A 23984-nucleotide genomic window follows, 5' to 3' on the forward strand; every position below is an offset into this window, starting at 1 on the left:
GACTGACCAGATTCAACAGACCATGTGGGAGTTATGATGATCATCGGATGATAGATCTATCACACCAACCGGGAAGGGGCAAGAGATTCAAAGAAACTGACAGGAATATCAATCAGTTCGAATATGCAAGATCGAAGATGGACTCGCCGACTGTTGAAAGGGATCTACGCTTCACTACGTATGATCTACCCGTCGTCCCGCACCACAAAGGATTGAAGATGATACTGAGCGTCCAGCCTTGTTGAGGCGATCTGAGCCTCAGCTTCGGTCAAGAACTGCCCCACCTGCACCCGATACCTTCTGCCCTCAAATAACTCCACCTGCACGATGCGACCACCCGGGTACTGGGCCCCGACCTGCTCGAACAACCCTCGAGCGTTCAGAGGATCTGCGAAAGCCCCCACCTGAACCCGCAAAACCCCCATCCCTTCCCGTCTGGCCTGATATCCAACCACCTGAAGTTCAATCTGATCGGTTCCATTTCCGGTCATTCCTATCGCTTCAGCCCCGGCCAGCGACAGATCAAGTACCCGCCCCTTGGCAAATGGACCACGATCGTTGATACGTACTGTGACCTGCCTTCCCGTGGAAACCGATCGCACAACGGCGATAGAGCCAAGCGGCAACGTCCGGTGCGCTGCCGTCAGTTTGTGCATATCGTACCGTTCTCCGTTCGCGGTCTTGTTTCCGTGGAATCCAGGACCATACCAGGACGCAACCCCTCGCTCATTAAACCCGACAGGATATCCAGGGAATCGGTGAATGGGAGGCGGTTGGGATTGGCAAGCGGTGAAAACCGTGCAGACCAAGAGTGCGGCGGCGAAAGTAAGAGAAGGACGGACTGAAACGGGCCTTGAGCCCTTCATGCTCTAGAACTCATCTAGCGATTGGTCTTGGAGCAGCGCCAACGCCTTGTTCGTATTCGAGACGGTCAGTACGACAATCGCACGCTTCCCCTCCCGCGAGGGTGTGCAATAACCGCATTTGATATTGATGCGATTTTGCGTCAGCAGGTCGGCCACATCCATGAGCGCACCCGGTTGGTTTTTCAAGCTCAACAGAAGTGCCGTTTCTTCCTTGAACTTAATCTTCGCAGTCTTCAACGCCACTCGAGCCCCGTCAAGATCCGCGACAAGTAAGCGCAGCTTTCCGGTCCCCGTTACCTCGGGCGCCGAGAACGCCTTGATATTGACCCCCGCCTCTCCTAAAACAGCCGCCACCTGGGCCATCACGCCTGGCTTGCTCTGTCCGCTAATGACTAACTGTGTTGTTGTCGGCATTGGGGATACTCCTCGTTGCGGTCGAAATCAAAGATAGAGGCGATTCAGTGGCACCTGGGATCTCGGGAGAGTTCAACTTTCGTGCTCATCCAACCCGGAGTCTTTCAAGGGAGACCAAGACTTGTAGAGATGCTTGGTGCGCAAGCAGAGGGTAGCCTTACCCTGAGTCCTTCTCCCACAGCCGTACCGTACTGAGCGCCGGAGGCTCCTCATCGATTGCCTCAACGCCCCTCGCATTCCAGGACAGCAGACACGCCATGGCTTCCAACTGTTCATCATCAGCCAGCTCCTTTTGCCTCTCCTCAATCCGCGCGTTCAACTGGCCCACAGAGCACTAGGCCGACCTGGAATCATCTTTCCCGATAAGACTCATCGATGAAATGCTGACGTACAGCATCAGAATCGAGGCATCTCATGGAAGCACAAAGAAGCCGTTAGAGAATTTGCACCACACCATTCACAAAGCCGTACTCATAGATACTACTGAACCGGAGATCCACGGACGCAGCGATCTTTTCCGCCTGCGCCCGATTTCCTCGCGGGATCAGCAGATACATCGGCACGCCGGCGACGGCGGAGCGCTTCCACTTATACTGGGTATCGGGATTCTGGAGCGAATCCTCGGTTTCGACTTCGGCCATCCACTGCATACTATTGCCGCGCGGGCTAAATGACCATCCGGCAATGTCCGATTGCTGGCCAGGATCCGCCCAAGGATTATGATCCGACGTTGTCCTAATTGTGACCTTGCAGTGAAACGCCCGTGCCCATCGCTGGGCCGCCTCACTAACGACCTGGTCGTGAATCGTCTCGATCCCTTTTTCACGTAAGATCGTACTCATGGATGACCCCCTTACATAAGACCTATGAACATCCATTCGTTGCGCCGCAGCTCACGCACTTCAGACAGGTGCCGTTTCGTACCATCGTAAATTGTTTGCACTCCGGACAGGGATCCCCTTCATAACCCTTGACCTTGGCACTCTGCACCTCAGTCAGGGTCAGAGTCTCGCGGATAAGCTCGACTTTACGCGCCGCCAGAGTATGACCGTTTCCATTCTCTTTTGTTCCATTCCGGCGAATCGGCAGATGCTCCATGTTCACCGATGATTTCGCCAGCGCAGCAAGGTCCGCTTCTTCGTCCACACATTCCGGATCTTGCTCATCCATCTTCATCGAATCCATCCGAAGATCGTCCTCTTTGACCTGCGCCAAATCGTACCGATCCAGGTAGGTCACGGCCAGCTCACGGAAGATGTAGTCGATGATCGATGTCGACATCTTAATGCGATCATTCAGCTTGACCGGCCCATTCGGCTCGAACCGGGTAAACACAAAGGCCTCGACAAATTCTTCCAACGGGACTCCATGCTGCAAGCCCAAAGAAATTGCGATGGCAAAACAGTTCATCAGACTTCGGAACGCGGCGCCTTCCTTGTGCATATCCAGAAAAATCTCGCCGACCGTGCCGTCTTCATACTCACCGGTTCGCAAATACAGCTTATGCCCGCCGACAACGGCTTTTTGGGTATAGCCGTTTCGCCGTCCCGGCAACGGTCGCCGCTTGGCCAGATAGCGGACCAGCACACGCTCGGTGATCTTCTCTGCGGCAACCGAAATCGTATCGACAGACGCCTCGACGGTCTTCTCCCCATCGCTCGATGAACTCAGCGGCTGGCTCAACTTCGAGCCGTCCCGATAGAGTGCGACGGCCTTCACCATGCTCTTCCACGCGAACTGATAGGCTGACTTGACCTCGTCAAGCGTGGCCTCTGCCGGCATATTGATGGTCTTGCTGATGGCGCCGCTGATAAACGGTTGTGCTGCGGCCATCATCCGGATATGCGCATCGACGTGAATGAAACGCTGACCGATCCGGCCGCAGCGATTGGCGCAATCGAAGACCGGCAGATGCTCGGCTTTCAAATGCGGCGCCCCTTCGACCGTCATCGTGCCGCAACAGTATTCATTGGCCGCGGCAATTTCTTCCTGGGTGAATCCCAGCGCCTTGAGCATATTGAAGTTCGTTTCGGCCAACTGTGCATCAGTCAAGCCGAGCTTCTCGATGCAAAACGTTTCACCCAAGGTAAACTTGTTAAACATAAACGCGATTTCAAACGCCTGGACCAGGTTGCTTTCAAGCCGTTCCAGCGCGGCATCGTCAAACCCTTTATTGCGCAGGGTCTCATGATTGATGAACGGTGCACCCTTGAGTGTCTGCGCACCGACGCAATAACGGATGACGTCCTGAATCTGGCTCTCGGAATACCCCATGGTCGTGAGGGCCTGGGGAATACTCTGGTTGATGATCTTGAAGTACCCGCCACCGGCCAGCTTCTTGAACTTCACCAAAGCAAAGTCCGGCTCGATCCCGGTGGTATCGCAATCCATCACCAGCCCGATGGTGCCGGTTGGCGCAATCACCGTCACCTGTGCATTGCGATACCCATAGGCCGTTCCGAGTTCCAAGGCCCGATCCCAGGCCCGGCGGGCAGCGATGAGCAGATCCGGCGGACAATGCTCCGGCTGAATGCTCAACGGAACGATCGACAGCCCCTCATATTCATCCGCCGCGGTGTTATAGGCCGCTCGACGGTGGTTGCGGATAACGCGCAACATCTGGTCGCGATTTTTCGTATATCCGGGAAATGGCCAGAGCTCCGCGGCCATTTCCGCCGAGGTGCTATACGACTCTCCAGTCATGATCGACGTAATCGCTCCGCAGATTGCCATGGCCTTGGGAGAGTCATATGGAATCCCCTGCCGCATTAATACCGTCCCGAGATTGGCATAGCCCAACCCCAGCGTACGGAACTGATAGCTTCGCTCCGCAATCGATTTACTCGGGAACGAGGCCATCAATACACTGATCTCCAGCACGATCGTCCAGAGGCGCACGGCATGGCGAAAATTCTCGAGTTCAAACTGTCCGTCCGCCGTATAAAACAACGCCAGATTGAGCGACGCCAGGTTGCAAGCCGTATCGTCCAGAAACATGTATTCGGAACAGGGATTGGAGGCGTTGATCCGACCGTCCTCCGGGCAGGTATGCCATTCATTGATCGTCGTGTCGTACTGCGTACCGGGATCGGCACAGATCCACGCCGCCCAGGCAATCCGGTCCCAAAGATCGCTGGCCTTAATAGTCTTGCAGACCTTGCCGTCGATCCGACGTTTCAACTGCCAATCGCTGTCGTTCTCAAGCGCTTTGAAAAACTCATTCGGGATTCTGACGCTGTTATTGGAGTTCTGCCCGGAGACCGTCTGATAGGCTCTCCCATCCCAGTTCGTGTCGTACTCATGAAACACAAAATGGGTAAATCCCTGTTGGGCATAGGCATACATGCGATGCACATAGGCTTCCGGCACCATATCCCGGCGAGCCGCGGCCAGCGCTTCCCGCAAGACAGGATTTTTCTTTGGATCGATCTCTGCCTTCGGCTGGCCCATGCTGTCGACGACATGGCAGGCCTTCAACACCGCATTCAACCGCTGCGCGCAGATCTTTGATCCTGTGACCATCGCGGCCACTTTTTGCTCTTCGATGACTTTCCAATCAATGAATTCTTCGATGTCGGGATGATCGAGGTCCAGACACACCATCTTGGCAGCACGCCTGGTGGTGCCGCCGGACTTGATGGCACCGGCTGCACGGTCTCCGATCTTGAGGAAGGACATCAGGCCGGACGACCGACCGCCGCCGGATAAGCCTTCACCGTCTCCCCGCAAACGGGAAAAATTGGTTCCGGTTCCCGACCCATACTTAAACAGCCGGGCTTCCCGCACCCACAAATCCATGATCCCGTTTTCGTTGACGAGGTCATCATCGACAGACTGGATAAAACAGGCATGAGGCTGGGGATGCTCAAAGGCGTTGGTCGACTTCACCACCTCACGGCTCTTGGGATCGACGTAATAGTGTCCCTGCGCCGGACCTGAAAGCCCATAGGCGTAATGCAACCCGGTATTGAACCATTGCGGTGAATTGGGCGCGGCCATCTGTCTGGCCAACATATAGCCGACCTCGTCCTGAAAGGCCTCGCTATCCTCCGGCGTCTTAAAGTAGCCGTACTCTTTGCCCCAATGCGTCCAACAACCAGCAAGCCGCTCGAAAACCTGGCGGGCATCACGCTCACTACCCAATACCGGCTTCCCATCGGCACCCACCAGAGGATTGCCCGCTGCATCCTTCTGAGGCACACCCGCTTTCCGAAAATACTTCTGGGCGAGAATATCAATGGCCAATTGAGACCACTGTTCCGGTACATCAATGTTCTCAAGTTTGAACACCGTGGATCCGTCTGGATTACGAATCTCCGACGACCGCTTGACGAACGTGAGACCCTCGTAGGGGCCCTGGCCGCGACGGGTAAATCTCCGCTCAATTCTCACAATAGTCCTCCTTCAAGAGGGTTCTGTAGCTGTGTACGAATGGGGTCATAATTGAGGATCTTTTCTCTGATACGGGACGACCGTGATGTGAGGTACCCATCGCGGATGGACTACATATAGCTATTCAGAGTTTTTGTCAACACCAAGTATAGTGGTCATGGTGGGATATGGGTGGAAAACCTGGGGACAGTCAATGTGCGTGTCTGATCGCTAGCTTGCGGAGAATTTGAGACACTTATCCACAGAAACAGGGTTCCAAAATGGCAGGAAATTGATCGCCAGGGACCGCCTAAAAAGCCAATCGTCCAATTTTAATGGTGGCCTCCTCAACTCCTTCGAGAGGAATGAAGTGACCAGCCACACCGATCACAACAATCTTCGTACTTACCGCCTGTGTGACATACCGACTTGCGATCCCCCAATTCTGCCGCTTCGTATGGGGGCGAACCACCTCTTGGAGAATCTTCTTGCTCTGACTTTGGAAGACCTGCCGGATAAATTGCTGCTCACGGCTGGGAGCACTCCGATCCATTCGATCAATCGCCTTACCTAATTCCCTTTCCACAAACTGCAGATAGTCGTCCATCGTTGGATTGGAGAAGGCCAGTCCCACCGCCACACCCAATACCAACACGATGATCACGAGACGAAGAAGACTCATACCACCCCCAATGCGATCAGCTAGTCGTCCACAGCACCGGAATCCGGAAGTTTGACAAACCGAAACCGGCTGATTAGCCTAGCCCCGCACCACCGCTCCCTATCGCGATAGAGCGGCCACATCTCACAGGAGGATCTCATGTTTGTTTGGAGTAAACGCCTGATTGCCGCGCTGCTGGGAAGCTTCATGCTCTTGCTCATGGTCTTCCTCCTTCAAGGATCACCGGATAGCGGAAGCGGCCTGAAGATACACACCACCCGATGGATGGCCCTCAATTACGCCGGCCTCATGATCTGGGTCTTCGTCTGGATGATCGACCAGGCCCGCGTCCGCGGAAAGAATGTCTGGCTCTGGCTCGTGCCGTTTCTCTTTGCCCCGCTCGCAACCCTCATGCTGTTCGTGCTGTTTCTCCAGCGCAAGTTGTCATCTTAGCGGGTGCCCGCCGGCTGAACCGGCACAACGGCTGGGACAACCGGCGCAACATGACTGGATGGGCCAAAAGAAATCATTTCACGTACCCGCCAGACCGCCCAGAGACCAGGCAGCGCCACAACAAACGTCAGCAGAAAAAATTGGCCCCACCCGACCGCCGCGACGACATCGGCGGAAGGGCGACCGGCAAAGACGCGGCCGAGGGCTTCGAGCGAGGACAGCAACGCAAACTGCGTGGCCGTATACCGCGGATCGCAGAGCGACATTACCAGCGCCACGAACGCTGCCGTGCCCATCCCCCCGGTGATGTTTTCAACCATGACTACGGCGGCTAGCAGCGCCGCGCTCTTCCCCGCCCAGGCCAGCACGACAAATCCAAGATTCGACACAGCCTGCAACAGACCGAATAGCAAGAGCGACTGTACGAGCCCCATCCTTGCCATTAAGAGCCCGCCGAATAAAGCGCCCAGCAGCGTCGCTAGAATCCCGATGCCCTTCACGTACCCGACTTCCCCGGCGGTGAACCCAACTCCACCGATGAGAAACGCGGTTTGAAGCGAGGAGGCAAAGGCATCGCCAAGCTTGTAGAGCACAATCACCGCCAGAAATCCGACCGCATGGGAACGCGTAAAGAACTCGGCGAGCGGCGCACCGATCGCTTCACCCATCGTCTTCGGAGCATCGGCCACGCGGCCAGGCTCGGGACTTAAGAAGATAATGCCCGTCCCGATCACCATGAGCGCGGCCAGCAGGAGATAGGTCGTTTGCCACCCCACGAAATCTGCGATGACCAACGCCCCGGCCCCGGCCACTAGCAATGCGATCCGGTAGCCGTTCACCCACACGGCTGCGCCGAATCCCCGCTCCTGGGATTCCAACGTCTCGGTCCGATAGGCGTCGAAGACAATGTCGAGTGAGGCCGCGAGAAAGGCCACGAGCAGGGCAAAGACCGCAAGCAGCTCCGGATGATGCCGCGGACTCGTCACCGCCATCAGGACCACGCCGAGGGCGACACAGAGCTGCGTCAGCACCATCCAGCCGCGCCGGCGCCCCAGCCAGGGAGGAACCAACCGATCGATCACCGGCGCCCAGAGAAACTTGAGCGTATAGGGCAATCCCACCAGCGTGAAAATGCCGATGGTTTTCAGATCCACCCCTTCGACCGTGAGCCAGGCTTGCAGCGTCCCTGCCGTGAGTGCTAGCGGAAGCCCTGACAGAAACCCAAGGGGGAACATGACCGCCAAACGGCGGTTCAACAAGGCCAAGGGGATGAACTTAGAAAAATTCATTCGATTCGTCATTCATTGACTATGCCCAAGACGCAAATTGCGCCTGCACATCATTTTGAAGGCAGAATAACACTCAACGAGAACACTTCTGCAGCAGAATCTCAAATCACGCGCAGACCGGCGCCAAGATTTAGGCCGACACCGTTCGAACGCCAGGATGATGTGACGGAAACTAACAGGGTTGGCCGTTAAACGCACAGGGTTTGTACCGCAAGATATCGAAGTCAATGTGCTCCTGATACACGCGCTCGTTCCCGTTCACTCCGTCTTGCTCGGGATCATTCCACATCGTGTGATCCCACCAATAGAAGAGCGGGTACTCATCCGTCTTATAGATAGGATTGCCGTAGTTGCTCCGGGCATACTCCTGCACGGACCTGCCCGTCACATAATCCACCTGACCGTCCCCTTTTAAGGAATACAGCATCAGAAAAAGACGGGCTTCATGGTCGTAGAGCTCGTCGAGCCGCGTAGTCAGCTCCGGTTCAACCGGCAAGACTCCGTGGGAGGCAGTGCGGGCAGGCACCAGCAAGAAGGAGGCAATCAGCAGTGTGAGCATCCAGGTCGCTCGTGAGACCATCTCGACACCTCCCGGCAAGTCCGCACACTGTATCGATCTAAAAAATCCGTGTCAATTCGACGCCGTACAGCATCCCACCTTGCCCCTCTCGCGACCCCTCCCCTATAATGCCGCGGGATGACCACGAACACTGCACAACCACGCGCCTCGCTGCATACGCTGGGCTGTCGGCTCAACCAGGCGGAAACAGCCGTACTTGGCGAACGATTGCGGCAGGACGGCTATCGCCTGGTCGCGTTCGGTGAGCCAACCGATCTTCTCGTCCTCAATACCTGCTCTGTCACGGAAGACGCTGAACGGACTTCCCGCTATCTCATTCGCAAGACGCTCAAGCATTCCCCCAAGGCTTTCATCGCGGTCACAGGCTGCTACGCGCAGACGGGACCGGAAGGGTTGAAGAAGCAGTCCGGCATCGACCTGATCGTCGGCAATCAATATAAGCTCGATCTCCCGACCTTTCTTCCGCCAAGCCATCGGCTGCAGAAGCACGCGGCGCCGGTCGTGCATCGCACCAAGACCATCGCCCCGGAAGACTTTGAACTTCCCGAGTATGGCGCACCGGATTCCACCCGTGCGCCGCTCAAGATTCAAGACGGCTGCAATACCATGTGCAGTTTCTGCCTGATCCCCTTTGCACGAGGCCGGGAACGAAGCCGCCTGCTCGACGATTTGTTGCGCGAGGCCGAACTCCTGGCCGACCAGGGTGTTCGGGAAATCGTGTTGACCGGCGTGAACATAGGACAATACCACCAGGCCGGTGCGGATCTCTGTACCGTGATCCCTCGGCTGGAGACTATCCCCGGTCTGGAGCGCATCCGGATTTCTTCCATCGAGCCGACCACGGTCACCGATCAGTTGCTGGAACTGATGGCCTCGTCAGCCAAACTCTGTCCCTATCTCCACATCCCTCTCCAAAGCGGAGATGACAAGATCTTGGCCGCGATGAACCGCTCGTACTCGGCGCAGGATTATGTGCAGCTGATTACGCGCGCCTTACGCAAGATTCCCAACTTAGGACTCGGCACCGATATCATGGTGGGTTTCCCCGGTGAGGACGAGACAGCGTTTACCAATACGCTGAAGCTGGCCACCGAACTTCCCTTCGCCTATTTCCACGTATTTCCATTTTCGCCAAGACCGGGGACCGCGGCGGTGAAGCTGGCCAATCCTGTCAACGCCGCGCAGATGAAAAAACGGACCGCGATTTTAATGGGTCTCTCGCAAGCCAAGCGCCTCGCCGTCCATGATAGGCATATTGGAACGACGATCCCCGTCTTGTTCGAAGCCGGTTACCATGACGGTTTCGCGGTTGGCACGACATCCACGTTCCTGAAAGTTGCGGTCCCTTCGCCTTCTGAACTTACGAACCAGATGCATTCCGTCACCATCACTGCCGCCAGCGAGCGTTGGGCGATCGGCCACCTGGCAGCTCAGCCGACCGCCACGACAATGTTGCCGATGCTATGACGAACAAGACCACACCGCATCTTGTCCATATTGAAACGTTCGGCTGTCAGATGAATGAATCTGACAGTGAGCTCGTCCGCTCATTACTCAAACAGGACGGGTTCGCCTTCACCGAAGACCGTGAGCGGGCCGATGTGATGCTGATAAATACCTGTGCCATCCGGGAAAACGCGCACAATAAGGTCTACGGCCACCTCGGAGAATTGCAGGCGGTCAAGAAAGAACGCCCGCTCGTTGTTGGCGTGTTGGGTTGCATGGCGCAAAGCCTCAAAGATGAGTTGACGAAAAAAGTGCCGCTGATCGACGTACTCGCCGGTCCCGACGCTTATCGCCAGCTCCCCATGTTGATTACGAATGCGTTGCAGACGCAGGAACAGGGTTTTGCGAAGAAAGCTTTTGCTCTGGACCTCTCCGAGTATGAAACCTATGAAGGTGTGCTGCCGGATCGCGAAGGCGGGGTCAATGCCTGGATCACCGTCATGCGCGGCTGCGACAATTTCTGCAGTTTTTGCGTCGTCCCGTACACCCGCGGACGTGAGCGTTCACGCAATCCCCAGAGCGTCCTGGCCGAAGCGCAGCAAGCCGCGTCCCTCGGATACAAACAAATTACGCTGCTCGGGCAGAATGTGAACTCCTATCGTTCCGGCGATTGGGACTTTGCCAAACTCATCTCAGCCGTAGCCGACACCGCCGGGATCGAACGGGTCCGCTTTACCTCGCCGCACCCCAAGGACTACCCGCGTTCGCTGCTCGACGCCATCGCTTCACACCCAAAGATCTGCAAGCACATTCATCTGCCGCTCCAATCCGGAAGCGATCGCATTCTCGACCTGATGGGACGCGAGTACACCGCCGCCGAATACTCCGGGCTGGTTAACCAGATCAAGGGAATGATACCGGACATCGTCCTGACCACCGACATCATCTGTGGGTTTAGTACAGAAACCGAGCAAGACTTCGAGAGCACATGTCGTCTCGTCGAGCAAACCCGGTTCCATTCAGCCTTCGTCTTTGCCTACTCCGAACGGAAGAACACCATCGCCGCCAGAAAATTTCAGGACGACATACCGGAAGCGGTGAAGGGCGACCGCGTGAAGCGGCTTGTGGAGCTTCAGCGCGAGATCGGCGGGGCAAGAAATCGTGAATATGTTGGCCAAACTCTCTCAGTGCTCGTCGAACGGGAAGCCACCCGTTCGCCGGACCGCTGGATGGGCAAAACCGACGGAAACATCGCGGTCATCTGGGATAAAGCCCGTGAACCGCTGCAGCCTGGCAGATTAACGCATCGTCGGATCACCGACTCATCGGTGGCCGCGCTGTTCGCCGAGTAACCTCGTGGGAAGCACCCTACTCGTAATCACGGTTGCCGAAATATTCACCATTTTCTTTGTCAGTAAACCCTAGTCAGCTCAGGAACATTCTTGCACGCCTACTCCAGACACTGAACATTTTCTGACACGCTTCCGTCAAGAAACACCCATTTAATCCAGAAGCTTCCTTTAGCGTTCGCCTCTCTTCCCCTTCATTTTAATATCCAAAGACTCCGCCCATCCACCCACAACATCTCTCTATAATCATCTACGTAACCAGCTGATTTATCTAACTGGTTGACTCATTACATCATCTCTCTATCTGGTTATTTAATACGAAGAGAAGACTCCCATCGCCCCAAGAGACATCCTTTTCTTACTCAATCCTTTGATACTTTTCTCCTTACTTCTCAATGGCATGTCACTTGCTTACCAAAAGGAACGAAAGCGACCAAAAAGAGTCAACCAAAACATTCATCATTAAACCAAGCGGACTGGCGCATGACACTCGAGACAATTATTTCACTGGGCGTTTTTGGATGGATGGCTGTTGGCATGGTCCTCATGGGCCTCGGCATCTGGTAATCCCCCAAACGCCAGTTACGCATCTAGACAGTACCCTTACACAGGCCGATATTTTTCTATCCACAGGAGAAGGAGCAGCCATGCATTCAATTCGCAACAATCAGACTCGATACAGGACAACAGGATGGCTTCTGGCAGCCGTGCTCTTTAGCGGCTGTTCCATGGTCTCAGGATCCCAGTCCATGCATCAGAGCGCCAAAGGCTCCGTCTACCTCGAGGAAGTGACTGAATGGTCTTTCGAGGCCAATCACCCGACGATCATTGATCAGAATACGATGCTGAAAATTGTGAAAGGTGTCATGACCGAGGAGGCCGCCTCGGCCTCCAGCAGAATGCCCGCGAGTGGCAGTAAGCCGATGAGAGTATTCAGCGATGGAGATGCCGAGTTTCTCGCTCCCCTGCTAGCCCAAGGATTGTCGCGAGCGAAACCGGAGCAGATTGTCGGTTTCCGTGTATCTTCATCGGCAGGGTCAGGCGCTGCACCCACCGCGGGCACCCTTTACGTGCAACATGGAGCGGCTTATTTCACCATCTCCTCCCCCAAGGGAATGAAAGCCGCCGGGTTCATGCCGAAATCGGCTGCCCACATCGAGTCGGCCCCCTCGTTTGCGGCCAACGGTGCCGCCGGGGCCATGTCGATGGTGATCGACTATACCGCGCTGGCCAGAGCGTCTATGCCCGCTGCCATGCCCGTAGCGGCGATGGCAACTCCGGCACCCGTCGCACAGCCTGCATTGTCGGCTCCTGTGAAAGTCGCCGCCAGACAAGAGTCTTCAGCACCGGTCCAAGCTGTCGCGATCAGCGGCATGTCCGCATCCGCGGACAAACCAACGAGCGACCTGACGACTGAAGACATCCTCAATAAGAAGCTGGACGAACTGCGCCAAGCGAGAGAAGCCAACGCCCTCAAGGAATCGGAAATCAAAATCCTTCGCAAGGAAACAGAGTGGATGAAGAAGGAGCTGAAGGAACGCACCGCCGAACGCGATGCGATGAAAGCCAAGAATGTCTCATCGAAGCCGGCACCCAAGAAGAAGCCCGCCGAACTTCAGCCGACTCGATAGGGCGAAACCATAGCTACAAAAGCTCCAGCAACTCCGGCTGGAGCAAGACAACGTCACTGGACAGGGGCTGCCGGAAATTCATTCGGCAAAAACAGGCATACGTAACATACGTATCTTGTAGGCAATACCGAGCCAGCTCCTGTCCCTGGCCCTTCTCCCACATCTCTGCCACCTGCGATCCGCTCCCCGACTTGGTTTCCACATTGAGCGCGCGTGCCAGCACATCCAGCTTGACCCACCCCCGCGTATCCCAATTGCTCCAGATCGCCATCGTGTCATAAACCGGTTCGGCTCGAAACTTCGCCAGATTGATGTCGTAACTCGGTTTGACCTGGTGGATAATCGATCGTTTTCTAATAAACGGGAGATCGAATCCCAGGCCGTTATGCGTAATGAACAAGGTGGGCCGGTCTTGCGCAATCCTGGCCCAGAACTGACGGAGTAGTTCCTTCTCATTGCTCCCATACCAGGCCACCGCGCTACGGGCTTCCATCTGATCGGAGAATTCGAGCAGGCCGATGCAGACAATCTTGCTGAACGTCCCATCGAACGCCGATTTGGCGTACTGCTCATCTTCAGCATGGCGCGCTTCCTCAGCGGCACCGGCTTCAAAGAGGTCCAGTCCTCCGGGCCTGGCCAAAGCGTCCTCCGGCGGGTGCTCTTTTCCGACAAGGTGTGCCCATTCCGCACGCGGCGCTTGAACCGTCTCAATATCCAATACGACTTTCATTGCGACTCCATGACCCTATCACGCTGCAGAGACTCGAGAATCACTCCGTCAGCAGGTGGAAAAGTGAACTGATTGAATTCTTCCGGCAACACCCACCGCAGCTCTGCGCAATCCAACGCCTCAGCTTCGCCGCTTTCAATGGCGCAACGAAAGAAATGTAGCTCCACGATCTTCTCCGGATACTCATGCCGCACTATTCGATACGGCAGAGGAATGCCGACCAGCACGTTTAACTCTTCGCGCAGTTCTCGCCGTAGGCATTCCTCCAGCGATTCTCCATCCTCACGCTTTCCCCCGGGGAATTCCCAATAGCCGGCGAGATGCACTCCGGCCTTTCGCCGGGCAATCAGGTACCGCCCGTCGCGCTGAATCAAACCGGCGGCAACTTCGATGATTGTCATACTCCCCTATTTCCTGGTCGACGAACCATCGAACGGATACGTCTTGCAGATCGACTTCATCGGGCAAAGCAGACAATAGGGATCGCGCGCGGTGCAGACCATCGCGCCAAAATCCATGATCGCTTGATTGAAGTCATAACCCTTGCCGCGCGGGATCAAGGCCTCGGACAACTCCCACAGCTGCGCCTTTTGCGTTTTGGGATCGCCCTCGGCAATGAATACGCGATGCAGCACGCGAATCACGTTCGTATCGAGAATGGGGGCATCTTCGTTGAAGGCAAAGGAACGAATCGCCCCGGCCGTATACCGCCCGATCCCTTTAAAGGACAGCAATTCCTCCGCATCATTGGGCAACTGCCCGCCGTATCGCTCCACCGTTTCACACGCGATGCTGTGGAGCCGCTCCGGGCGGATGTTATAGCCGAGCGGATACCAGGTCTTCTTCACATCGGCAACGGGCGCCTCCGCCAAATGCTCAAAACTCGGATAGCGATCCAGAAACTCATGGTATTTGGGAATTACCCGGTCGACCTGCGTCTGCTGCAGCATCACTTCCGACACGAGGATATGGTACGGATCGGATGTCTTGCGCCAGGGCAGATCGCGCCCGTGTTCGCCGTACCACTTAAGCAAACGCTGCTGGAACCGGCGCTTCAGGGATGGCGTGAGCGCGGGATTCTTAGGATTGGACCTGGTCTTCCGCCGCGGCGGGTTGGATGAGGGAGATCGCATGCGCTTCTCGTGTGAATGATGGCGCATTCTAGGGGGGCCGCTCCCTCAAAATCAAACCACCATCCGCGCCTGCACACAGCGGAAAGGATCCCTGTTCGTCAACCGTGAAAGCGCTCGTGCGTTGAGTGAAACATGCAGGGCTATTCAAACCTGATCTCACATGGTAGCGTGTACACAGATGCACGTCACACGAGGAGGAACACTATGGCCCGTCAGGCAACCGTGATGGCGCCCTCCCACACTCAGCACTTTGCGCAATCCATCCTCATCGTCGGAGCCGCAGCGGCAGCCATACTCTTGGCAACCGGGTTGGCGCATGCTCAGAATCAACCAGTACCCTGGGAATGTTCGACGTACGAAGGTGAGGCGCAGACCCGCTGTCTCAATACCTTTATCGAATTGCAGCGGGAAGAGATCGGAAAACTGAAAGGGCAGCTGCAGGCTCAACAAGGCGCCGTCGAACAGCTTAAACAGCAGAGCGACCGGCAGGCCGCCGCCACAGCAGACATGCAGAGGCAACTGGCAGCCCCGCCCACTATCGTTCCCTCTGTCCCCTACAGCGCCTACACCTATGTGTACCCGCCGGCCGTGGGACTGGGCCTCTATCTGGGGCGCGCGGGATTTTATGGGTACCCGTACTACTATGGCCCGCACATCTATTGGGGCCCGAGGCACTACCGGCATTGGGGCCGTCGCTGAGCAAAGTTGCGATGCTGATTCGTTACGGCTCGTTTTTCGCTGACACTGAGTACAGTCGCACCAGCACCAGGCCCGCGCCTACGGCAATGAGCAATCCCGCCCCCAGCCTGACCTCCATCGAAATCGGAGCGACCATCAGATGATAGAGCTGAGGAAGCGCTCCCGGACAAACCACCGCCAACCCCAGCGCCAGCACATGACGCCCTAAATAGATCGGCTCTCCCGATTTTCGCTTCATGGCCATAATCCCTCAACCGTGAACATGAGAGACGCTCGCACAGATCAGCGTTTTAATTGACATTCCCGTCCTTGCCACATAGCCTTCAGAGAGAATTACACCACGGCAGCGAACAGGAAATATTTGCCCACTATGCGGCCCCTTGCCACTCAATCCAAACGTGAACGGGAAAAGGCTGAGTTACGCCAACAAACCCGCTATCGCGTCGAATTCCCCATCTCGTGCACCGGCGACTGCGTCACCACAGGTACCGTGTACAACCTCGGCCTGGGTGGATGCAAGATCATGAGCGCCGCACATATCACCATGGAAATCGGCACTATCCTCAAACTCGAACTCCACCCACCCACGCGTAGACCGATCCATGTCCATGCGGCCACCGTCCGATGGACCATGGAAGATGACTTCGGCGTCGACTTTCTCGGCATGCAGGAATCAGAGCGAGATCGGTTGGCGCAATTGATTGAGCAGCTATCAGAGGAGTCCTGACAATGGTGACACGGAAGTTTCCCCGATTCCCGGCCTCCATCTCGAGCACGCTCGTCCAGCGGGATCGATTGAAGTATAACGCCGCGCTCCGCGATGTCTCCCTCAAAGGCTGCCGGGTCGAAAGCGTCATCAGACCGTTTACGGGCATGCAATTGGAGGTCTCACTGCAACTCCCCGGAGAAGCCTCCCCGATCATCATTTCCAATGCCGCGGTCCGCTGGACCGGCTCGCACGGTATCGGCATCGAATTCCTCACGATCGCGCCCCCGCAACTCGAGCGCCTCAATCAACTGATCACCAAACTCTCGTCCGCCACGCACGCCGCCTAGCCTTCCTCGCCTCTCGCAACAGGAATGTTGCAATTCTCCCGAGCAACTCCGTATCCTCTCAAACCATGGATCTCTCCCAGCTTACGCCCCAACAGTTAAAAGAACTCGTCCAGGGCCTCGTCGACGATCGCCTACGCGAACTCATCGGCGATCCGGACCTCGGGTTGGCATTGGGAGACGCCCTGCAGGCGCGCTTGAAAGAGTCCCTCACCAGCAGCGAACGGCTCTCGGGCGATGACGTGGCCGACCGACTCGGGCTGCGCTGGTAACCGACCATGGCCTGGTTTCGCCTCGCCTTCCGACCGACCGTCATCCAGGACCTGACGCAGGTTGATCCCGCCATGGCCCAACGGCTCTTCGACAAAACCAAATGGATCGCGTCAAACGTGGACAACCTGCGCCATGAACCGGTCGCGCCGAATCTGCCGGGCCTGTCGAAATACGCTGTCGGGGATTGGCGGATTTTTTACACGATCGATCGCGCCGACTCGCTCGTAGACATCCACGCCATTGCGCCGCGCGCCCGGCTTCGGTAGGGGCCGGTCACAAATCAGGAACCGGCTCAGGCGGCATCCGATCATCGACGCTCGCCAGATGCAGGGGGAATTGCCCCACGGCAGCATCCTTCACAAACCGACGAAGCGCTTCAGCGACCACTGGAAAGGCCATGCCATCCCACGGAATCGCGTGGCGGGGAAACAAACGCACCTCCAGGCTTTCAGCGCCGGCTCCAAACTCAGGGGTCAGCATGCGCCCGCGGAACACCATGTACACCTGCCCGATATGCGGCATACTGAGCACCGCGTACAACGCCGTAATCTCCACATCCGCCAGCGCCTCTTCCTTCGTCTCCCGGGCCGCCGCCTCTTCCGTCGTCTCCCCGATCTCCATAAATCCGGCCGGAAACGTCCAGAGCCCCAGCCGCGGCTCGATCGCACGCCGACACAACAGGATCTGCCCCTCCCATTCGGGAATACAGCCAGCGACAATCTTGGGATTGTGGTAATGAATAGCCTGACAATGGTCGCACACATAGCGCAGCACATTGTCGCCGGCTGGGATCTTTTGGCTGACCGGGGCCCCGCAGGTACTGCAGAATTTCACGGCAGGCTCTTTCTCATTAGGTGATCAGGATGGATAACACAAACTACCGCTGCTTTGCACCCTGTCCGCGCGGCCTCGAAGCGTTGCTGCAACAGGAACTGGCCGCCCTCGGCGCCACCGACCTGCGCCCAGCCGAGGGAGGCGTCGGATTTTCCGGTGGTCTCGCCACCATCTACCGGGCCAATCTGGAAAGTCGCATGGCCAGCCGTATACTGCTGGAAGTCGCGCACGTCCCGTATCGCACCGAACAAGATATCTACGTCGCAGCCTCCGCTCTCCCCTGGCCACAATGGTTCACCCCCGCGCGCACCATCAAAGTCAAAACCAGCGCACAGCACTGTCCGCTTAAAAGTATCGACTTCGTCACACTGCGCATTAAGGATGCCGTCTGTGACACCTTTACCAAGCTGAAAGGCGCTCGTCCCAGCGTACACTCCAACCGCCCGGACATCCGGATCGACGCCTTTCTCGATGCCACCCATCTCACGCTTTATCTCGGAACCACTGGGGACTCGCTCTTCAAGCGCGGCTTCCGCGAATCCACCGTCGAAGCCCCCTTGCGCGAGAATCTAGCCGCCGGCATCGTCCAGCTCACCGGCTGGAACGGAACCACCCCACTCCTCGATCCCCTCTGCGGCGGGGGGACCATTCCGCTCGAAGCGGCCATGCTTGCCAGGAGAATAGCCCCCGGACTGGGTCGGCGCTTCGCCTTTGAACTCTTCTCGAATTTCGACCAGGCACTCTGGAAAACGGTCCAGGCTCAGGCCCAAGCCAAACAATTGCCAGCGGCTCCGGCCTCCATCTATGCATCAGATCGAGACGTGCGCGCCGTGCAAACCGCCAAGGATCAGTTCACCCGCGCCGGAGTCGCCAATGACATCGCACTCACCCAAATGGATTTGTTCGATCTCACTCCACCGCAAGAGCCCGGCACCATCGTCATGAATCCCCCCTATGGCGTCCGACTCGGCACTCAAGCCGATCTGGATGTGTTTTATCCCAAACTGGGCTCCTGGCTGAAAACCCGGTGCGTCGGCTGGCGCGTGTATCTCTTCACCGGAGACCTTCGGGCTCCGAAGCTCATCGGCCTGGCTCCCACCAAACGCACGCCCCTCTTCAACGGCGCCATCGAATGCCGCCTCTACGAATTCCTCATCGTCCAAGGCGGCGCCAGAAGGCGGCTTACCCCGCCCGCACAGGCTTAACCCAGCCCGGCCCTTTCGACCCATACCTCGCTCTTGCCTCAAGTATTCCTCAGGATGACCGATATGAGGAGATGGTCGTGTAGGAGTCCATCGCGTGAGACCTTCCGGTTTCGGGGGCACCTTCCCCGATTCGACAGAGAGTCTGACGCGATCTTTTTTTGTCCACTCACTGCCGTCCGCGCCGGCTCACGAGCGTCCAATGGCGTCATCGCCTGTTCCTCGCTGTCCGTAGAGCCTGGCCGCGTTGCAATGGGTGCCTAATCGATAAGAAAGAGGAGTTGCCGTGTTTCATGAATATTCGCTTTCGATCCGAGCACTCCTGCGGGATGTGTCCGGAAGTCTATATCACATCGTCGTGGCCCTCCTCAGCGCCGGCATCGCCCTGTTGCTCCCGACCGGCGCCACCCGGTTTCTGGCCTTCTGGTCCCGTATCGAAAATGACAAGCTTTCGCTCATTGCCCTGGAACTGACTGTTGCGGTCATGTTGATTCTCGGATTGAACTATCTCCGCCGGAGCGTCCGGGATCACGCGATGGCCTCCGTGGCGGCCGGGGCCGGCCTCGTCTCCTACTTCCCCCGTCGTACGAACGGCACGCAGCAGCGTATCCGGCAACTTAAAGAAGAGCACGGAGCCGGCCGGACGATCATGGTGATCGGATCCAGCGGCTACAGTACGCTCGTCGACCAGGTCGGCGACCTGTCCTCCGTGCTCGATAAATGTCTGGGTGCCAAAATTCTCCTGGTGAATCCCTACAGCCACGACGCCACGACCAGGATTCAAGCCCTCGGCCATCCGGAGCATACGCTGGCCACCTTCCGGGAAGAAGTCCGACAGAGTATTGTGCTGCTCAAGCGGCTGAAGGCCATGGGCAAAGCGATCAACCTGAAATTCTATTCGGACCCTCCGTTAGTCAAGCTGGTCATCCTGGGTGACTACCTCTGGCTCCAGCATTACCACGCGGCGTTCGATATCCAATCGATGCCCGAATATGTCTTGCGGCATAACCCCAAAGACCACGGCTTCTACACGCTCTATGCCCACTACTTCTCGTTGCGGTGGGAAAGCCCCGAGATTCCTGAATATGATTTTGAGACGGATGAGCTGGTCTATCGGACCAAGCTCGGCCATGAGCTCCGCCGGGAACGGTATGGAATCGGCCCCGCAGCGAAGGAAACAGCCGTCACGGCCGAAGCGATCGACCTGGCATCCCCCCAGCCACTCCGACTCACGAAGAACGACGCAGCGCCAGGAGCCGTGGCAGCCTGAGCGCCACACCACACCGCCCCGCCCGGCGCCAGCTTCCCGGCAACAGGTCAAGTTTCCACGATCCCTGCCGATATGCCTTGTAGGTTCACCAGGAAGGCATTGACCATGCAACCACGATGTCGCACTCGAATCCCCGTCGGCTACCCGGCGAATATCCAAACCGATAGCGGGACCGGCGAAGGAGTCCTCCTCGACCTCTCGCCCACCGGCTGCAGAATGAGGAGCGACATCGACCTGAATGCCGGAGCCTATCTCGCGCTCGAGATTGCCGTGGCGCAGGAGCCCACCCCGCTGGGGGTGGAAGTCTCTGTCGTACGCTGGTGTAAAGACGGCTACCTAGGCGTGGAGTTTCTTCGATACAGTCAGGGGGTCCGGGAACGAGTCACAGATCTTGTCGCCGTCACACCGCGGGCCGATCGCCTTGGCCATTCCGGCTTTGCCGCCCAGGCCCTCCGCGCTGCCGCGTCCGAAGCTTTCCTGTCAGCCTGAACACCGTCGATGATGAACAGCTCCCTTCTCGTTTGACACCGGTGACACCGGCGGTTAGCGGGGAACTTCCGGCACAGGATTGTCCGGAGACAGCGGCTCGTCCGTCCGGCGGCCGGTGCGCACACGCATGAACCGCAGCCGCAATCGATCGAGGTAAAGATAAATCACCGGCGTCGTGTAGAGCGTGGGCAACTGGCTCACGAGGAGCCCGCCGACGATGGCGATACCCAACGGCCGGCGCAATTCCGACCCGACGCCCGTCCCCAGCGCCAAAGGCAGGGCGCCGAAGAGGGCCGCCAGCGTGGTCATCATGATCGGCCTGAACCGCAACAGACAGGCTTCATAGATCGCCGCCTCCGGCGTTTTGCCATTCTTGCGCTCCGCGTCCAGCGCGAAGTCGATCATCATGATGGCGTTCTTCTTCACGATGCCGATCAATAGAATGATCCCGATTAGCGCGATCATGCTCAGCTCCGTCTTAAACAGGAGCAACGCGAGCAGCGCGCCCACTCCCGCGGACGGCAGCGTGGAGAGGATCGTCAAGGGATGGATGTAACTCTCATAGAGAATCCCCAACACGATGTAGACCGTCACCAGCGCGGCAAGAATGAGAAAGGGCTGGTTGTCGACGGACGCCTGAAACGCTTTGGCCGCGCCCTGAAAGGTCCCCCGGACGCCGGCCGGAAGCCCCATCTCCCGCGTCGCCTTGTCGATCGCCGCGACCGCATCGCCCAACGACGCTCCCGGAGCCATATTGAAAGACAGCGTCACGCCAGGGAACTGCCCCTGATGGTTGACGAGGAGCAGCGTGTTTGTCGGTTCGTAACGCGTCACGGCACTGAGCGGCACCTGCGCCCCCGCCGGCGATCGCACATAGATTTCCTGCAGCGTCGAGGGGTTCTGCCAATATTGCGGGGCCACCTCCATCACGACGTGATACTGGTTGAGCGGCGTATACATGATGGAGACCTGCCGCTGGCCGAATGCATCGTAAAGCGTATCGTCAATCAGCTGGGGACTGATCCCCAGCCGGGAAGCCGTGCTGCGATCGAACACCACGAGGGATTGCAGCCCCTTGTCCTGCTGATCGCTGTTCACGTCGGTGATTTCCGGCAGCGTGCGCAACTGACGCTCGACCTTGGGCGCCCAGGTGTTCAGCTCGGCGAGATCCACGCTTTGCAATGTGTACTGATATTGCGCGCTGCTGGCGCGCCCGCCGATTCGCAGGTCCTGAATGGCCTGCAGCACCGTCGGCGCACCCGTCACCTTGGCCAGCTTGGGACGCAGCCGGGCGATCACCTGATCCACGCTGAGCTCCCGCTCTTCGAGCGGTTTCAGCGAGATGAACATACGGCCGGCATTGGTATTCCCGCTGACTCCTCCGCCGCTGAATCCCGTGACCGTGTCGACGGCTGGATCGCTCTTGATAATCTCGACGACCTCGGTGAGTTTCTGCCGCATGGCCTGAAATGAGATGTCCTGGGCGGCCTGAATGTTCCCGAACATGCGGCCCGTATCCTGCTGGGGGAAGAAGCCCTTGGGCACGATGGTATAGAGATAGATGCTGAACGCCATCGTCGCCAGCGTCACCACGAGCATGCTGCGCGGATGGCGGAGCACCCAGCCGAGACTGCCGGCATAGCCGCTGCGCAGCCCCTCAAAGAACCGTTCGCTGATCCGGTACAGTCTTCCATGGGCCCTGCCGGTATCCGCTTTGAGTACGCGGGCGCACATCATCGGCGTGGTGGTCAGCGAGACGACCAGCGAGACGAGAATCGCCACGGAGAGCGTGACGGCAAACTCCAGGAACAGCCGTCCCATCATGCCGCCCATGAAGAGAATCGGGAGGAAAACGGCCACGAGCGAGATGGTCATCGACAGCACGGTAAACGTGATCTCGCGCGCGCCGCGCAGCGCCGCCTGCATCGGATCCATGCCCTGCTCCCGATACCGGCTGATGTTTTCCAGCACGACGATGGCATCGTCCACCACAAACCCCGTCGCGATCGTGAGCGCCATCAGCGAGAGATTGTCGAGGCTATAGTCGAAGAGATACATCACGCCGAACGTGCTGATCAGCGAGACCGGCACCGCCACGCAGGGAATCAGCGTGGCCCGGACATCTCGCAAAAACACAAAGACCACCAGGATCACAAGACAGACGGAAATCGCGAGCGTCCGTTCGACGTCGTGCAGCGAGGCGCGAATGACCGGAGTGCGGTCCACCACGACCTTCAACGTCATGCTCCCGGGAATCGACGCCTCCAATTGAGGGAGCAACGCCCGGACGCGGTCGACCGTCTCGATGATGTTGGCGCCCGGCTGCCGGTTGATGATGATGAGCACCGCTGGAACGCCGTTCGCGACGCCGCTCGTGCGCAGATCCTCCACCGACTGTTCGACCGTCGCCACGTCCGAAAGCCGCACCGCCCGCCCCTCCCGATAGCTCACGATCAACGGTAGATAATCCTCCACCGTATGGAGCTGATCGTTGGCCCGCACCTCCCAGGTCCGCTGCCCGTCGGACAACTGGCCCTTGGGACGATTCACGTTGGTGCTGCTCAACATCCGGCGGACGTCGCCGAGTCCGATCCCATAACTGTTCAACGCCGTGGGATTCAGATCGACGCGGATCGCGGGGAGCGACCCGCCGCCCACCGTGACCTGCCCCACCCCGTCGATCTGCGAGAGTTTCTGCTGAAGCACGCTGGACGCCACATCATACATGCGGCCCCGGCTGACCAGATCGGATGTCAGCGACAGGATCAGGATCGGCGCATCGGCCGGATTGATCTTCCGGTACGTCGGGCTGTTCGGAAGGGTCGTCGGCAGTTCGCTCCGCGCCGCCATGATGGCGGCCTGCACGTCGCGCGCGGCACCGTCGATATTGCGGCTCAGGTCGAATTGCAGCGTGATATTCGCGGACCCCAGCATGCTCGTGGAAGTCATCTCCGTCACACCGGCGATGCGCGTGAACTGATGTTCCAGCGGAGCCGCCACCGAGGTGGCCATGGTTTCCGGGCTGCCGCCCGGCAACGTGGCCGAGACATTGATGGTCGGGAACTCGACTTGCGGGAGCGAGGCGACGGGCAGGAAGCGGAACGCGACGAGACCGACGAGCGTGACCCCGATGGTCAACAACGTGGTGGCAACCGGACGGTGAATGAACGGCGCCGAGATATTCACGACAGTCCCGGGGTGAGCGCCTCTCCGGTCGAGGGCGCCGGTCGGCCGGCCCGGA

Annotated in this window: 25 protein-coding genes; 12 read left to right on the forward strand and 13 right to left on the reverse strand. The window is 57.9% G+C overall.

Annotation, left to right across the window (positions count from 1 at the left end):
- Positions 1-185: 185 nt before the first annotated feature.
- The 5 genes from Q8N04_07035 to Q8N04_07055 form a co-directional block, all read right to left on the reverse strand.
- On the reverse strand, positions 186-866 hold the full coding sequence (locus Q8N04_07035) for a septal ring lytic transglycosylase RlpA family protein (protein ID MDP3090414.1): 681 nt from the start codon (positions 864-866) through the stop codon (positions 186-188).
- A 3-nt stretch (positions 867-869) separates the two neighbouring features.
- Complete coding sequence (locus tag Q8N04_07040; GenBank protein MDP3090415.1) at positions 870-1280, reverse strand: hypothetical protein; 411 nt, start codon at positions 1278-1280, stop codon at positions 870-872.
- 434 nt (positions 1281-1714) lie between these two features.
- Positions 1715-2122, reverse strand: coding sequence for a hypothetical protein (locus Q8N04_07045; GenBank protein MDP3090416.1), 408 nt, complete (start codon positions 2120-2122; stop codon positions 1715-1717).
- Between the two features lie 22 nt (positions 2123-2144).
- Entirely contained in the window at positions 2145-5672 is a 3528-nt protein-coding gene (locus Q8N04_07050; protein ID MDP3090417.1) for a vitamin B12-dependent ribonucleotide reductase, read from the reverse strand.
- Between the two features lie 289 nt (positions 5673-5961).
- The gene (locus Q8N04_07055) at positions 5962-6333 is read right to left on the reverse strand and encodes a DUF4359 domain-containing protein (protein ID MDP3090418.1); all 372 of its coding nucleotides are present in this window, start codon (positions 6331-6333) and stop codon (positions 5962-5964) included.
- A 138-nt stretch (positions 6334-6471) separates the two neighbouring features.
- Between Q8N04_07055 and Q8N04_07060 the strand changes: the two genes are divergently transcribed.
- Positions 6472-6765, forward strand: a complete 294-nt coding sequence (locus tag Q8N04_07060; GenBank protein ID MDP3090419.1) for a hypothetical protein — start codon at positions 6472-6474, stop codon at positions 6763-6765.
- Here Q8N04_07060 and Q8N04_07065 read toward each other — a convergent pair.
- Positions 6762-8054, reverse strand: coding sequence for an MFS transporter (locus Q8N04_07065; protein MDP3090420.1), 1293 nt, complete (start codon positions 8052-8054; stop codon positions 6762-6764). The two genes, Q8N04_07060 and Q8N04_07065, sit on opposite strands and share 4 nt — an antisense overlap.
- 172 nt (positions 8055-8226) lie before the next feature.
- Positions 8227-8634 (reverse strand): hypothetical protein, encoded by a 408-nt coding sequence (locus tag Q8N04_07070; GenBank protein ID MDP3090421.1) that lies wholly within the window; start codon positions 8632-8634, stop codon positions 8227-8229.
- Between the two features lie 117 nt (positions 8635-8751).
- Between Q8N04_07070 and mtaB the strand changes: the two genes are divergently transcribed.
- The 3 genes from mtaB (at position 8752) to Q8N04_07085 (ending at position 13060) form a co-directional block, all read left to right on the forward strand.
- Positions 8752-10101, forward strand: coding sequence for a tRNA (N(6)-L-threonylcarbamoyladenosine(37)-C(2))-methylthiotransferase MtaB (mtaB, locus tag Q8N04_07075; GenBank protein MDP3090422.1), 1350 nt, complete (start codon positions 8752-8754; stop codon positions 10099-10101).
- The gene (gene miaB / locus Q8N04_07080; GenBank protein MDP3090423.1) at positions 10098-11432 is read left to right on the forward strand and encodes a tRNA (N6-isopentenyl adenosine(37)-C2)-methylthiotransferase MiaB; all 1335 of its coding nucleotides are present in this window, start codon (positions 10098-10100) and stop codon (positions 11430-11432) included. The genes mtaB and miaB overlap by 4 nt, the downstream gene beginning before the upstream one ends.
- A gap of 644 nt (positions 11433-12076) precedes the next feature.
- Positions 12077-13060, forward strand: coding sequence for a hypothetical protein (locus Q8N04_07085; GenBank protein ID MDP3090424.1), 984 nt, complete (start codon positions 12077-12079; stop codon positions 13058-13060).
- A 13-nt stretch (positions 13061-13073) separates the two neighbouring features.
- On the opposite strand, the gene Q8N04_07090 is transcribed toward Q8N04_07085, so the two are convergent.
- Genes Q8N04_07090 through Q8N04_07100 form a run of 3 tightly spaced genes read right to left on the reverse strand, consistent with a single transcriptional unit; the run spans position 13074 to position 14923 of the window.
- Positions 13074-13790, reverse strand: a complete 717-nt coding sequence (locus Q8N04_07090; GenBank protein MDP3090425.1) for a ribonuclease H-like domain-containing protein — start codon at positions 13788-13790, stop codon at positions 13074-13076.
- Positions 13787-14191 (reverse strand): (deoxy)nucleoside triphosphate pyrophosphohydrolase, encoded by a 405-nt coding sequence (locus tag Q8N04_07095; GenBank protein MDP3090426.1) that lies wholly within the window; start codon positions 14189-14191, stop codon positions 13787-13789. Before Q8N04_07095 ends, Q8N04_07090 begins: the two co-directional genes overlap by 4 nt.
- 6 nt (positions 14192-14197) lie before the next feature.
- The gene (locus tag Q8N04_07100) at positions 14198-14923 is read right to left on the reverse strand and encodes an A/G-specific adenine glycosylase (protein ID MDP3090427.1); all 726 of its coding nucleotides are present in this window, start codon (positions 14921-14923) and stop codon (positions 14198-14200) included.
- 204 nt (positions 14924-15127) lie between these two features.
- Between Q8N04_07100 and Q8N04_07105 the strand changes: the two genes are divergently transcribed.
- A complete protein-coding gene (locus tag Q8N04_07105; GenBank protein ID MDP3090428.1) occupies positions 15128-15622 on the forward strand; it encodes a hypothetical protein in 495 nt (164 codons plus the stop codon).
- Between the two features lie 22 nt (positions 15623-15644).
- On the opposite strand, the gene Q8N04_07110 is transcribed toward Q8N04_07105, so the two are convergent.
- A complete protein-coding gene (locus Q8N04_07110; GenBank protein MDP3090429.1) occupies positions 15645-15860 on the reverse strand; it encodes a hypothetical protein in 216 nt (71 codons plus the stop codon).
- Positions 15861-15992: 132 nt separating this feature from the next.
- Between Q8N04_07110 and Q8N04_07115 the strand changes: the two genes are divergently transcribed.
- From Q8N04_07115 to Q8N04_07130, 4 genes are all read left to right on the forward strand, one after another.
- Positions 15993-16349, forward strand: coding sequence for a PilZ domain-containing protein (locus tag Q8N04_07115; protein MDP3090430.1), 357 nt, complete (start codon positions 15993-15995; stop codon positions 16347-16349).
- 2 nt (positions 16350-16351) lie between these two features.
- Positions 16352-16678: a PilZ domain-containing protein gene (locus Q8N04_07120; protein ID MDP3090431.1), complete on the forward strand. Its 327-nt coding sequence runs from the start codon at positions 16352-16354 to the stop codon at positions 16676-16678.
- A gap of 65 nt (positions 16679-16743) precedes the next feature.
- Positions 16744-16947, forward strand: coding sequence for a hypothetical protein (locus Q8N04_07125; GenBank protein MDP3090432.1), 204 nt, complete (start codon positions 16744-16746; stop codon positions 16945-16947).
- 6 nt (positions 16948-16953) lie between these two features.
- Positions 16954-17214: a type II toxin-antitoxin system RelE/ParE family toxin gene (locus Q8N04_07130; GenBank protein MDP3090433.1), complete on the forward strand. Its 261-nt coding sequence runs from the start codon at positions 16954-16956 to the stop codon at positions 17212-17214.
- Between the two features lie 7 nt (positions 17215-17221).
- Here Q8N04_07130 and Q8N04_07135 read toward each other — a convergent pair whose 3' ends face one another.
- Complete coding sequence (locus tag Q8N04_07135) at positions 17222-17782, reverse strand: NUDIX hydrolase (GenBank protein MDP3090434.1); 561 nt, start codon at positions 17780-17782, stop codon at positions 17222-17224.
- A gap of 29 nt (positions 17783-17811) precedes the next feature.
- Between Q8N04_07135 and Q8N04_07140 the strand changes: the two genes are divergently transcribed.
- The 3 genes from Q8N04_07140 to Q8N04_07150 all read left to right on the forward strand — a co-directional run bounded on the left by Q8N04_07140 (position 17812) and on the right by Q8N04_07150 (position 20743).
- Complete coding sequence (locus Q8N04_07140) at positions 17812-18987, forward strand: THUMP domain-containing protein (protein MDP3090435.1); 1176 nt, start codon at positions 17812-17814, stop codon at positions 18985-18987.
- A gap of 283 nt (positions 18988-19270) precedes the next feature.
- Positions 19271-20254 (forward strand): hypothetical protein, encoded by a 984-nt coding sequence (locus Q8N04_07145; protein MDP3090436.1) that lies wholly within the window; start codon positions 19271-19273, stop codon positions 20252-20254.
- A 105-nt stretch (positions 20255-20359) separates the two neighbouring features.
- Positions 20360-20743, forward strand: a complete 384-nt coding sequence (locus Q8N04_07150) for a PilZ domain-containing protein (GenBank protein MDP3090437.1) — start codon at positions 20360-20362, stop codon at positions 20741-20743.
- Positions 20744-20797: 54 nt separating this feature from the next.
- Here Q8N04_07150 and Q8N04_07155 read toward each other — a convergent pair whose 3' ends face one another.
- On the reverse strand, positions 20798-23929 hold the full coding sequence (locus tag Q8N04_07155) for a multidrug efflux RND transporter permease subunit (GenBank protein ID MDP3090438.1): 3132 nt from the start codon (positions 23927-23929) through the stop codon (positions 20798-20800).
- Between the last annotated feature and the right edge of the window lie 55 nt (positions 23930-23984).

Source organism: Nitrospira sp. (genome assembly GCA_030692565.1).
GTDB lineage: Bacteria > Nitrospirota > Nitrospiria > Nitrospirales > Nitrospiraceae > Nitrospira_D.